This window comes from Rheinheimera aquimaris (assembly GCF_020531985.1).
Taxonomy (GTDB): domain Bacteria; phylum Pseudomonadota; class Gammaproteobacteria; order Enterobacterales; family Alteromonadaceae; genus Alishewanella; species Alishewanella aquimaris.
On record NZ_JAJAVQ010000001.1, the window covers coordinates 160,155 to 172,676 of the forward strand.

14 protein-coding genes are annotated in these 12,522 nt (G+C 45.8%); 5 read left to right on the plus strand and 9 right to left on the minus strand.

Going from position 1 to position 12,522, the window contains the following annotated elements:
* Positions 1-24: 24 nt before the first annotated feature.
* The 4 genes from LHL18_RS00760 to LHL18_RS00775 form a co-directional block, all read right to left on the minus strand.
* Complete coding sequence (locus tag LHL18_RS00760; protein WP_226765379.1) at positions 25-1,467, minus strand: SLC13 family permease; 1,443 nt, start codon at positions 1,465-1,467, stop codon at positions 25-27.
* 29 nt (positions 1,468-1,496) lie between these two features.
* On the minus strand, positions 1,497-2,255 hold the full coding sequence (gene rluF, locus LHL18_RS00765) for a 23S rRNA pseudouridine(2604) synthase RluF (RefSeq protein ID WP_226765380.1): 759 nt from the start codon (positions 2,253-2,255) through the stop codon (positions 1,497-1,499).
* Positions 2,256-2,380: 125 nt separating this feature from the next.
* A complete protein-coding gene (locus tag LHL18_RS00770) occupies positions 2,381-4,549 on the minus strand; it encodes a hypothetical protein (RefSeq protein WP_226765381.1) in 2,169 nt (722 codons plus the stop codon).
* Between the two features lie 221 nt (positions 4,550-4,770).
* Complete coding sequence (locus LHL18_RS00775; protein ID WP_343834690.1) at positions 4,771-6,420, minus strand: electron transfer flavoprotein-ubiquinone oxidoreductase; 1,650 nt, start codon at positions 6,418-6,420, stop codon at positions 4,771-4,773.
* A gap of 185 nt (positions 6,421-6,605) precedes the next feature.
* On the opposite strand from LHL18_RS00775, the gene LHL18_RS00780 reads away from it, so the two are divergent.
* The 3 genes from LHL18_RS00780 to LHL18_RS00790 all read left to right on the plus strand — a co-directional run bounded on the left by LHL18_RS00780 (position 6,606) and on the right by LHL18_RS00790 (position 8,894).
* On the plus strand, positions 6,606-7,355 hold the full coding sequence (locus tag LHL18_RS00780; RefSeq protein WP_226765382.1) for an electron transfer flavoprotein subunit beta/FixA family protein: 750 nt from the start codon (positions 6,606-6,608) through the stop codon (positions 7,353-7,355).
* Entirely contained in the window at positions 7,355-8,284 is a 930-nt protein-coding gene (locus LHL18_RS00785) for an FAD-binding protein (protein ID WP_226765383.1), read from the plus strand. The genes LHL18_RS00780 and LHL18_RS00785 overlap by 1 nt, the downstream gene beginning before the upstream one ends.
* Positions 8,285-8,396: 112 nt before the next feature.
* Positions 8,397-8,894: a GNAT family N-acetyltransferase gene (locus LHL18_RS00790; RefSeq protein WP_226765384.1), complete on the plus strand. Its 498-nt coding sequence runs from the start codon at positions 8,397-8,399 to the stop codon at positions 8,892-8,894.
* 29 nt (positions 8,895-8,923) lie between these two features.
* On the opposite strand, the gene fur is transcribed toward LHL18_RS00790, so the two are convergent.
* Positions 8,924-9,364, minus strand: a complete 441-nt coding sequence (gene fur / locus LHL18_RS00795) for a ferric iron uptake transcriptional regulator (RefSeq protein WP_134055251.1) — start codon at positions 9,362-9,364, stop codon at positions 8,924-8,926.
* 154 nt (positions 9,365-9,518) lie between these two features.
* Between fur and LHL18_RS00800 the strand changes: the two genes are divergently transcribed.
* Entirely contained in the window at positions 9,519-9,989 is a 471-nt protein-coding gene (locus LHL18_RS00800; RefSeq protein ID WP_226765385.1) for a DUF4442 domain-containing protein, read from the plus strand.
* Between the two features lie 43 nt (positions 9,990-10,032).
* Here LHL18_RS00800 and fldA read toward each other — a convergent pair whose 3' ends face one another.
* From fldA to LHL18_RS00820, 4 genes are all read right to left on the minus strand, one after another.
* On the minus strand, positions 10,033-10,563 hold the full coding sequence (gene fldA / locus LHL18_RS00805; protein ID WP_226765386.1) for a flavodoxin FldA: 531 nt from the start codon (positions 10,561-10,563) through the stop codon (positions 10,033-10,035).
* A gap of 13 nt (positions 10,564-10,576) precedes the next feature.
* Positions 10,577-10,849, minus strand: a complete 273-nt coding sequence (gene ybfE / locus LHL18_RS00810; protein WP_134054898.1) for a LexA regulated protein — start codon at positions 10,847-10,849, stop codon at positions 10,577-10,579.
* A gap of 14 nt (positions 10,850-10,863) precedes the next feature.
* Entirely contained in the window at positions 10,864-11,061 is a 198-nt protein-coding gene (locus tag LHL18_RS00815; RefSeq protein WP_134054896.1) for a DUF2788 domain-containing protein, read from the minus strand.
* Between the two features lie 65 nt (positions 11,062-11,126).
* A complete protein-coding gene (locus tag LHL18_RS00820; RefSeq protein WP_226765387.1) occupies positions 11,127-11,900 on the minus strand; it encodes an alpha/beta fold hydrolase in 774 nt (257 codons plus the stop codon).
* Between the two features lie 108 nt (positions 11,901-12,008).
* Between LHL18_RS00820 and seqA the strand changes: the two genes are divergently transcribed.
* Positions 12,009-12,512 (plus strand): replication initiation negative regulator SeqA, encoded by a 504-nt coding sequence (seqA, locus tag LHL18_RS00825; RefSeq protein ID WP_134054892.1) that lies wholly within the window; start codon positions 12,009-12,011, stop codon positions 12,510-12,512.
* Positions 12,513-12,522: the final 10 nt, after the last annotated feature.

The following is a 12,522-nucleotide window of genomic DNA, read 5'->3' on the forward strand; positions in this document are numbered from 1 at the left end:
TTTTGTTTTTCAGCAGATGTAATTTCAGAAACTGAAAATTGCACGAGCCAGTACTATAACAAAAGTACTTATCAGCACTACGCCTGCGATGTTCAGTGCTAAGCCAGCCTTTACCATATCGCTTATTTTAAGTTTGCCTGACGCAAATATGATCGCATTTGGTGGCGTCGCCACCGGCATCATAAAGGCAAAACTTGCCGCAACAGCAGCGGGTATCACGAGCATTGCCGCTGAAGTATCAAGGGATACCGCTACAGGCCCCAGCAAAGGCAGAAAGGCTGCTGCAGTGGCCGTATTGCTGGTAACTTCTGTCAGAAATATAATGACTGACGTTACCAGCACGATGAGCACTAGCAGGTTAACATTGCCAAGCGAACCGATTTGGCTGGCAATGTAAGCAGATAAGCCAGAATTATCAATTTGGGCTGCCAGCGTCAGACCGCCGCCAAACAATATTAATACACCCCAGGGCAGGTTTTGGCAGTCCTGCCATTGCAAAATGCGGGTGCCTTCACGAAAAGACACCGGCGTAATAAATAGCAGGCAAGCTGCGGCTATTGCTATAAGCGTATCGTCGAGTTTAATGCCGCTAATATCGCTTAGTGCACTACGAAATATCCAGCAGAAGGCTGCTGACGAAAAAATCAGTAACACCAGCTTTTCAGCCCGATGCATGCTGCCAAGTTCTTGTAACCGTTGACGATATAGAGCTCTGCTGTCAACTGTAGTACTGGCTGGCAATTTAAAATGTATTTGTGTCAGCCAAACCCAGCAAACGATTAGCATGCTAACAGATAACGGCAGACCAAATAGCATCCAGTCGCTGAAGCTCAGTTGCAACTGGTAGCTTCTTTCGAGATAGGCCGCCAGCAGTGCATTCGGCGGTGTACCAATCAATGTCGCAACACCGCCTATGCTGGCAGCATAAGCAATAGATAATAGGACGGCTTTAGCAAAGTTATCATCGTTGCTGTCATGCTCTTGTTGCATCGCAATGACTGAAAGGCCTATAGGCAGCATCATTACGGCTGTGGCGGTATTCGACATCCACATTGATAAGAATGCCGTTACCAGCATAAGCCCGGCAATTTGCTGGCTTGGCTTGGTACCGACCAATAGCATAGTCAGTAAGGCAATACGTTTATGTAAATTCCAGCGCTCCATAGCGATAGACAACATAAAGCCACCGAGAAACAGGAAAATAAGTGGATGGGCGTAAGGGGCTGTAACGTTGCCGATGCTATCGAGTGCTGACAGTGGCACCATAACAATAGGTAGCAGGGCAGTAACAGGTATCGGCACAGGCTCGGTGATCCACCACCAGGCCATCCAGGTTGTTAATCCAGTGACAACCCAGGCATTTGGGCTCATGCCGGCAAAAAATGGCTCGAAAACCAACGTAATTAAAAACAGCGCTGGCCCAGCTAACAAGTTGGCATAAAAAGGTATTTTAATGTTGCCTGGCATATCTCACCTTACACTTCGACAAAATAGCCTTAGTCTTCAAAACTATTGACTGTACAGGCTGAGTCTACTGTTTTGCTGGAGTTAAGTAATTGCTGCTCCAGCATTTTGATTTCAATATCCTCAAGCAAACGCCATTGCCCAGGCTTTAAACCTGCTAAGCGTATATGCATGATGCGGGTACGCTTAAGTGTTACTACATCGTATCCCAGATATTCACACATCCGGCGAATTTGCCGGTTGAGTCCCTGTGTAAGGATAATTGAAAAGCTCTGTTTTGAACGCTGCTGAACAGTACAGGGCAGTGTTACGGTGTCCAGTATCGGCACGCCGCGGCTCATTTGCTGAATAAAACGCTCGGTAATTGGCTTGTTTACAGTAACGATATATTCTTTCTCGTGCGCATTGCCTGCGCGCAGAATTTTGTTAACGATATCACCGTCGTTGGTCAGAAATATCAATCCTTCGGACGGTTTATCCAGCCTGCCAATTGGAAAAATACGCTCAGGGTAGCGCACCGCATCGACTATATTGCCCTGAATGTGACGTTCAGTGGTACAGGTAATGCCAACCGGCTTATGGTAGGCAAGGTAGACGCGTTTCGGTTTGTCTTTGAGCGGCTTACCATCAATCAGTACCTGGTCTTGTTCTGAAACTTTAGTGCCGACTGCTGCAATAACACCGTTTATAGTGACATTACCGTTTTCAATTAAACGATCTGCTTCACGGCGCGAACAAAAACCAGTGTCGCTGATAAATTTGTTTAAACGATATAAGGTGTTATCTGACATAAAACAAACAATTTCCAAGCGGATTTATAAAGTGCCGATAGTGTAGGGTGATCTATAGTTTTACGCTACTGCCGATAGTAAAAAGGCTTAGCATTGCTAAGCCTTTCTCTCGCAAGACAGCAGCGTTACTCTGGTACAGGCGCTTTTCGCTGGCTTTGTGGATTAAGCGAAATAACTTTAGTTTTGCTGATTTTATGCCGGTAAATTTCCCGCAGGTATTTAATGGCCTTTTTCACGCTGTCACGGCTTAAACGTATATCATTAATTGAAACAAACTTATCCTTATTATGGATAAGCTCACGATACTTTTTCTCATACATAGGTTTGATAGCGTACCAATTGGTATCAAGAATTTTTGCCGGATTTTCATATTCATGCAGCATGGTATCCAGTGCGGCTTCGTCAAATTCGTCTGAGCGGATAAAGGTTAACATTGCCTGGTCCAATTGCTCATCAAATCGATAATTGTCCTTAGCAAAACAGCGTTTAATAAAGGCAACGATCAGGGTTAGAAAATCATCACTCAAACAAGGGCTTTTCACAATCAGGGTTGTTAACGAAATATTTGCCGAAGCACCTATTACCAGCGCATAGCGTTTTAATGTGGTATTAGGGAACAGAGAGTTAAGATGTGATTTTAATCGGTTTAAATCCATATATGACAATTTATAATCTTTTGGCAGCGATACAATTGATACAACAGACGAGCAGTTTTTAAAGAAATGCAGATCTTTAAGCTCCGCGGCGTTATAACCGTTCTTAACATAACTGGCTAATGTTTCGCGGTAGCGGCCAGATTCAATTGGCAATAAACTAATGCCCTCAATAGCTTGTGTAACTTTGTTAAAGTGCGGCAAATCTATTGAGCGGAAGAACAAGTCGTCTATGTTCAGACCGCTACTGGCCTTTTTATCCGTACTGCCGTTATCAGGCGGAATGACTGACTCAGCATAAGCCACTGCAACCGGCCCCGCCAGACTCATGAATAAATCGTTTGCATCGAGCCGTATCGTCTCGCCGATATCAATACCTGCCCGGCGGAAATAGTTCTCGTCATAGTCTGTGGTTACTGCCTGAGCAGTCAAAATGTTAAAGATTTGTTGTGATATATACTGGTTGGCGTATTTTTCCATCGCATTGACATCGATATGCTGAATGCCACCGTCATCTGTCTCTTCGGCATAGCGCATAATGTCATTAGATATCAGCATCATCGCATTCCACGGCCGTATGCGATGCATTACACTGGACTCGCTACTGTCTTCGTTGTCGAAGTTGTATGAGAAATCCCATTCTTCTGCCAGATACTTACATAGCAGGCGGCCGGCATTAATATGCAGCGCCTCCGACATCTCTACGCCATGGTCAGAAATATTAGGCAGAATACAAATACCACTGGTGAAAATAGGCTCGAATACGAAAGAGTGGCCCCGGTTTTCCTCGTCTTCGGCCAACATACGGGTATCAAATGTTTTACTCATATAGGCATATTGCTGCGCCAGGCCAAACTCAGAGGCCATACCTGAGCCTGTACCACCACCGGCACTGAAGATATAAAAGTACAATCTGGACTGATTGGCTTTGATACCGCAGGAGTCGATTAAGTAAGAGTGAATGAACTTCCAGTCTGCATTGGCAAAACGCTGGGTGTCTTTATTCAGGATAATTTTTGCCAGATACTGCCCTAAGATAGGTGCGTTGCCCGCACCTCCAGCATGTACTTCAGATAAGTCCATTATTTTCATCTTGGTGTAGTCATGCAGGAAGCCGCTTTTTTCTCCTTTGTGGGAAAAACGGATCCGGCCTTCAATGTCTTTGTCTAAATCTCCCAGCATGACAAGGGGTTCAATCAAAAACACCGGTTTAATCGACTGGGAGTTTTCCAGATGCAGGCTGCGCTTTATCCAACGCATAGGGCGGTATTCCTGCTCCCGGTTTTGCTTTTCTTCGTTATTAAACTCACTCAGATAAAAATTACGGGCGTTATATACCAGTGATGCAACGTCAAGCGCGATATTTGAGCCGCAGCGACCAAGGCCTATCAAGCAAACCGAGGGGAAGTGCTGTTGTTTACGGCTCTGGATCTCATTGTCAGGGTTTGATACCGGAAACACGTTGGCCCGCAGTGCATCAAGATTAGTTAAAATTTTATTCAGATCACGCTCGGTAAAATACATATAGCGATCACTGGCAAAGGAGGGTGATGGAAGCGGTGCGGCAGGCTTTTTTATCACCGGCTTCACGGTAACCATATCATCTTGCGTAGACGTTTCTGTTTTTATTTTATTGTTCATATCACTACTTCCAATCTCTGGCGAGGCAATAAGGCTAAGTAAATTAATACTACGGACAATATTAAAAGTAGTAGCAGATTAAAATTAAGCCAATGAAATAACTAAATATAAAATGCGCTTTTTTAACGAGATTAAAGAGTGATTTATATAAGAAACAAGAGGTTGGTTTTTAGCGCCGGCATATTAACCAGGTTGATATGCCGGACAATCAATGCAGGACATCACATATTGGGATAGTTGGGGCCGCCAGCACCTTCCGGTGTTACCCAGGTAATATTTTGTGCCGGATCTTTAATGTCGCAGGTTTTACAATGGATACAGTTTTGAGCGTTGATTTGAAATTTAGGCTGATGATTTTCATCTTCTACAATTTCATAAACGCCAGCCGGGCAGTACCGCTGTGCCGGTTCATCATAAACAGGCAGGTTTACTGCGACCGGTATGTTACTGTCTTTTAATTTTAAATGACATGGTTGCTCTTCCTCATGGTTGGTATTGGATAAATACACCGATGATAAGCGGTCAAAACTTAACACATTGTCTGGTTTTGGATACTGAATTACCGCCGCCTCGCTGGCAGGTTTAAGCTGGGCATAGTCATACGTATCGTCTTTTAACGTAAAAGGTAATTTACCACCAAACCAGTTCTGCTCCAGCGTATTAAAGGCACCGCCCCAGAATGTACCGAATTTGTGCATCGCCGGGCCGAAATTGCGCGAACGATATAACTCATCATATAACCAGCTATTGGCCAGTGCGTCTGCAAACTGGATGAGATCCTGGCCGCCTGCATCATCTTGCTGTAAAACACTAAACAGCACTTCTGCCGCCAGCATGCCGGATTTCATTGCTGTATGATTACCCTTAATTTTGGCAAAATTCAATGTTCCGGCATCACACCCAACTAACAGACCGCCATTAAAGCTCATTTTGGGCAAGCTATTCAGACCGCCTTTGGTTATAGCCCGAGCGCCATAGCTGACGCGTTTGCCACCGTTAAGATACTGACGAATGACAGGGTGATGCTTGTAGCGTTGGAATTCAGCAAACGGGTTTAGGTGAGGGTTGCTGTAGTTCAGATCAACAATCAGCCCAACGACAACTTGCTGACTTTCTGCATGATAGAGGTAACCGCCACCGGAGGTGTCGCCTGTCAGAGGCCAGCCGGCAGAATGCACCACTAAACCTTCTTTATGCTGTGCTGCAGGAATATCCCAGATTTCTTTAAATCCCAGCGCATAATGTTGAGGTGACTTTCCTGCATCAAGGTTGAACTGCTTAATCAACTGTTTGCCCAGATGGCCGCGGCAACCTTCAGCAAATACGGTATATTTAGCCCGCAGCTCCATGCCCGGCGTAAAACTGTCTTTGGGTTTACCGTCGCGATCCAGTCCCATATCGCCAATCAAAATGCCTTTGACTACTTTTTCTTCCAGCAGCACCTCACTGGCAGCAAAGCCCGGAAAAATCTCAACACCTAATTGTTCAGCCTGTTGGGCAAGCCAGCGGCATAAGTTAGCAATGGAGACAATGTAGTTGCCAGCATTATGCATAGTCTTAGGTACTGCAAAGCCAGGAAGCTTGCGTGCATTTTGGCCATCGTTAAACAGATAAATATCATCATGGTTGACTGCTGTGGTAACAGGAGCACCAAGCTGGTTCCAGTCGGGTAGTAACTCATCCAGCGCCCGCGTTTCAAACACGGCACCAGACAGAATATGAGCACCAACTTCGGAGCCTTTTTCTACGACACAGACACTGAGTTCCCGGCTAGCTTTGTTAGCCTGTTGCATCAATCTTATCGCGGTTGATAAGCCGGCAGGACCTGCGCCGACAACCACCACGTCAAATTCCATTGATTCTCTTTCCACTGCACGAACTCCTTGGAGTTTATTATTTACAGCTTACGCCGTTTTTGTCATGTTGATTAGGGTATTGTAGGTTGACGTTAACGTCAACAGTAAGTAGATTGTCGCAACAAGTCCATCTTAGCTTTACCTTCACGTAAACCTGCGGCATATAATGCGGCAATAGCAGGGCAGAGAACGAGGAAATTATGAAAATACTGGTGCCGGTAAAACGGGTAATAGATTACAACGTTAAAGTTCGGGTTAAAGCTGATCAAACAGGGGTCGATCTGGCTAACGTAAAAATGGCATTGAACCCGTTTTGTGAAATCGCAGTAGAAGAGGCTGTACGGTTAAAAGAAGCAGGTACGGCGTCTGAAGTAGTAGTGGTTTCTATTGGCACGACAGCAGTGCAGGAACAGTTACGCACTGCACTGGCATTAGGTGCTGACCGCGCACTGCATATCGAAACCGACTTAAATCTGGACTCGTTACAGGTTGCTAAGTTACTGGCGAAAGTAGTCGCTGACGAACAGCCTGGCATGGTTATTCTTGGCAAACAGGCTATTGATTCCGACAACAATCAAACCGGGCAGATGCTTGCGGCTCTGACAGGTATGGGCCAAGGCACCTTCGCCTCTAAAGTCGTTGTGAACGACGGCAAAGTGCAGGTTACCCGGGAAATTGATGGTGGCTTACAGACTGTAGAGCTGACATTGCCTGCTGTCGTATCAACTGATCTGCGCTTAAATGAACCACGCTACGCGTCGCTGCCGAACATTATGAAAGCGAAGAAAAAGCCGCTGGACGTTAAAGCTGCAGACAGTTATGGCGTAAGTCTTGAATCGAAAGTCACTTTGCTGAAAGTCGCGGCTCCGGTGGTGCGTCAGGGTGGCGTCAAAGTAGAGTCAGTGGCAGAGCTGGTTGATAAATTGAAGCATGAAGCGAAGGTGATCTAATGGCTATTTTACTTATTGCAGAACATAACAACCAAAGCCTGAAAACCGAAACGCATAAAGTGGTGCAGGCGGCAGCCGACATTGGCGGTGATATTACTGTACTGGTTGCTGGTTTTAACTGCGCTGCGGCTGCATCTGAAGCAGCAATGATTAGTGGTGTAAATAAAGTACTGGTTGCAGATAATGCAGCATACGAGCATCAATTAGCAGAAAATATAGCAGCGCTTGTGGCAGAGTTGGGTAAAGATTTCAGCCATATTCTGACGGCAGCCACCACGACGGGTAAAAACTTCTTACCACGCGTCGCAGCACTATTAGATGTGGCACAGATTTCTGATGTTATTGCCATCGAAAGTGCAGATACATTTGTGCGGCCCATTTATGCCGGTAATGCTATCGCTACCGTGCAATCTGCCGATGCCATTAAAGTGTTAACGGTGCGTCCGGCAGCATTTCGCGCGGCCGAAACAGGTAATAGTGCACCGGTAGAAGCCATTAACACTACTGCGCATGATGCTGGCGTGTCCGGCTATGTTTCCGAAGAACTGACTAAATCTGAGCGTCCAGAGTTAACCGCTGCCAGGGTGGTTATTTCAGGTGGCCGTGGTATGCAAAATGGCGAGAACTTCGCATTGCTCAACGGTATTGCCGATAAACTGGGGGCAGCTATCGGTGCGTCGCGTGCTGCGGTAGATGCGGGTTTTGTGCCAAATGATATGCAGGTTGGTCAAACCGGTAAAATCGTTGCACCAGAGCTTTACATTGCAGTTGGTATTTCAGGCGCCATTCAGCACCTGGCTGGGATGAAAGACTCTAAAATCATCGTGGCGATAAATAAAGATGCTGAAGCCCCCATTTTCCAGGTGGCTGATTATGGCCTGGTTGCCGATCTGTTTACGGTACTGCCTGAATTGGAACAGCAGTTGTAGATAAACATTGCACGCAGAAGCCAGCATCGTGCTGGCTTTTTTATTGCCGGAGCTTGTTGCAATGCCAATTTGCCAGTTAATATAAGGCGTTATTGTTGCCAAGGACGCTACTATGCCTGCTGTGATCCGCCACGCTGAACCTGACGATATTGATGCGATAAAAGCGATTTACGATCAGTCAACCGTCTATGCCAACACCCTACAACTGCCCTATCAGCCGGTCGCAAACTGGCAACGACTATATAATGCAGGTGCCGGTTTTTACAATCTGGTTGCAGAAGTCGAAGGCGCGGTAGTCGGGCAACTTGGCATGCAGGTTTGTCAGAATCCCCGCCGCCGTCATGTTGCTGAAATCGGTATGGGGGTGTCTGAGGAATATCAAGGGCAGGGGATTGGTTCAGCCTTGCTGCGCGCGGCACTGGAGATGGCCGACAACTGGTTGAATATCAGACGGGTAGAATTGACAGTGTACAGCAGCAATGAAGCTGCTATAGCACTGTATGAACGTTTTGGTTTTGAAGTTGAGGCCGAGCTGGCAGATTATGCCTTCCAATATGGTAAATATGTTACTGCTCTGGCGATGGCGCGTATTAACAACGTCACCGGATAGTAAAAAGGCACCAAAGGTGCCTTTTATAGCTAGTTCATCTCGCTGTTTTTCTTACACTGTTCCGTGTCTTTGCACTCACCGTACAAATACAGGCTGTGGTGGGTAAGCTTGATACCGTTCTTTTCTGCGATTTCCAGCTGCTTTGCTTCAATTACCTCGTCTTCGAACTCGATAACCTTACCGCATTTCAGGCAGACCAGATGATCGTGGTGGCTACCACCGGTAAGTTCAAATACTGATTTACCGCCTTCAAAGTGGTGACGGGTCAATATGCCAGCATCATCAAACTGGTTCAACACCCGGTATACGGTTGCCAGGCCAATGTCTTCACCAATTTCTAACAGCAACTTGTATACGTCTTCAGCACTGATGTGCTGGTGCTTAGGGTCCTGTAGGATCTCTAAAATTTTTACTCTTGGCAGAGTAACTTTCAGGCCGGCTTTACGTAACTCATTGTTGTGATCTGGCATATTCATTCTGATTCTGGCTTATATATGCAAAGGATTATAAAGGCATTGCCGACAGATTGAAATGGCAAAATAGTGCAATAGGGACAAAGCTGCGCTTGTACTGTGATTTTACTGTCGTACAATGACAGTACACAGGTCATACCAGAGATAAAAGATGAAATGGGCATTTAACCCCGCAGTGATGCGCAGACTGCTGAACTTTTGGCCACCTTTTTTGTTCCCGGGCATAAAAGTGGAAGAGCTAAGCTCAGATTATCGCTATTGCAGAGTGATACTGAAAGGACGCCCCTGGACGCGCAACATTAATAGCAGCCAGTTTGGCGGTTCTATGTTTGCGATGACTGATCCCATTTACCCTCTGATGCTAATGGGGGCATTGGGTAAAGAGTATCTGGTTTGGGATAAACAGGCTGATATCGACTTTATAACACCAGGTATTGGTAAATTGACGGCTGAGTTCTGGTTATCGGATGATGCGATAGACAGTATTAAAGCCGCCACTGAAAGTGGTGAGAAGCATTTTCCGCAGTTTGTGGTACATATTAAAGACAGTAAAAACCAGATAGTCGCTGAGGTAAATCGTACTGTGTATATCAGAAAAAAAGCGAAATACCGGCCGCTTTGAACAAAGCAACAAAAAGCCGGCGTATCAGCCGGCCTTGTTATGTTTACAGCGCTTCAAACTCTTTCAGACTCATTTCATCGTAGATTTGTTTGCACCACTGTTTAACGCGTTGTTCAGTCAGCTCTGGCTGCCGGTCTTCGTCTATGCCTAAACCGATAAAGTGATTGTCATCGGCTAAAGCTTTAGAGGCGACAAAGTTATAGCCTGCCGTTGGCCAGTGACCAACAATGATTGCGCCTTTGGGCTCGATAATATCGCGCAGTGTGCCCATCGCATCAAGGAAGTATTCAGCATAATCTTCCTGATCACCACAACCGAAAATAGCAACCAGCTTGTTGCTAAAGTCGATATTTTCCAGCTCAGGAAAGAAATCATCCCAGTCACACTGGGCTTCGCCGTAGTACCAGGTTGGAATACCCAATAGCAATAAGTCAAAGCCAGCGATATCTTCTTTGCTGCTTTTTGCTATATCACGTACGTCAAACAAATGTTTACCCAGCTCTTTCTGGATCATTTTGGCGATATGTTCAGTGTTACCTGTATCGCTACCGAAAAAAATGCCTACAGTTGCCATTAATCTAACCTTCTTACCTGGTTAAAACCTGTGTCAAAATATGTTCTATATACGCACTGCGTGTCATATCCGCTTTGCCGGCTTCTTCACTTAATGCGGTATACAGCTCGTCGGATACTTTGAATTCAATACGTTTTAAGCCTTTGCTGCGATCGCGCCTGATTTGATTACGCTTGTTAAGCTTAAGCTGTTCTTCCCGCGGCAGTGGATTCGTTTTGGGCCTGCCGGGGCGCTTTTCCTGCGCAAACAAATCAATGGTGGTGCGATCAGTGGCAATCTTCGCCATCGATCTAAACCTTACTACTCAAAAAAATAGGGCACGATACTTTTTATAATGAACACCGCGGGTGACAGAAAAAGCACCAGCCACACAAAAAACTGACCTATTTTAGGTGCATTACTTTTCTTTAAAACGTCGCGGATTGCCATGATTATAAAGAGGTATAAGACACCCAGGCCCAACCACAAACCCAGCGATTCAAACTGCTCTATAGACATAGTGCTACCACCACCCCCTCAAAAGTGCGCGCACTATAGCATAATTTGAATAAAAATTTAGTGCGCTAGCGCAATAAAAACTCCTGCACCAGCCTGGTAAAGGCTGCAGGCTTCTCCGCATGTAACCAGTGTCCGGTACCCTGAATGATTTTTGCCTGTGCGTTGGGAAACAGCTGGTTAATGGCTTCTTTGTGCTCGGGTAAAATGTAGTCTGACTCGTCGCCTTTAATAAAAAGCACCGGGCCGTCATACTGGCCTGTAGTCATAGGAGCGTCAGTCAGTGCGCTGTAGTTTGCTTTTAAAGCGTTAAGGTTAAAACGCCAGTAAAATTTGTCGTCTTCTTTTATCAGGCTCTTTAGCAGAAATTGTCTTACTCCTGCCTCTTTTACGAAAGCAGACATCTGCTCATCTGCCTGAGCCCGGCTGGATAAGTTCGCGATATCGACTGCAAACAGACCGGAGAAAATACTGTTGTGCCGGGGCGGGTAAGCCACCGGTGCTACATCTGCAGCTATTAGTTTGGTTACGCGCTGCGGGTACAATAGCGCGAACGTCATCGCCAATTTTCCGCCCATCGAATGTCCCAGTAAAGCGGCTTTACTGACGTTCAGTGCATCCAGCGTTTGTGCTAAGTCATCAGCCATCAAGTTGTAGTTCATCTGCTCACTGTGCCCGGAGCGGCCATGGTTACGCACATCAACGTTTATGATGTGATATTGTTCACTCAGGCTGCGGGCTATGACGCCAAGGTTTTCGTAGCTGCCGAACAGACCATGGATCAGAACCACCGGCTCTGCTGTGCTCTCGGTCAGGCCACTACTGTGGGTATATAAAAGCATGTATAACTCATCTGGTTAACGGGTGGTTTAGTCTAGCAAATCATGTTGCTGGCGTCAGTCGATAAGGCTTTATATAATGAAGCCAACTTTAGTGCGCGGAATAAATATATGAAAACCATCGAAATAGATGATGAGCTGTATCAGTACATTGCCGGACAAACGCAGAGGATCGGTGAAAGTGCCTCAGAAATTCTAAGACGGCTATTGCTGGGTGATGCTAAAGCGAATGTCACTGTTACAGAAACAGAGGCGGTGCCAGCGAAAATTGCTGTAAATAGTAATATTTTTGACTTACTTAACCGGCAGGATTTACAGGCTGAATCCAGTGTTGTCGGGCGCTTTCTGTTTATTTTGTCGACGCTGGCGCGGGCACACAAAAAACAGTTTCATAAAGTGCTGGAAATAAAAGGCCGTAACCGGCTGTATTTTGGTCGCACGGCAGAAGAGTTGTCAGAAGCCGGTAGTAGCACTAACCCTAAACCTATTCCGAATACAGAGTTTTGGGTAATAACAAATTCTAATACTACCCGTAAAAAAATGATGTTAACCGAAACCGCTGTGAAACTCGGTTATAGTGAACAGGACGCAGAGCGTATTCGCGATTTGTTATAACAAGGAATTT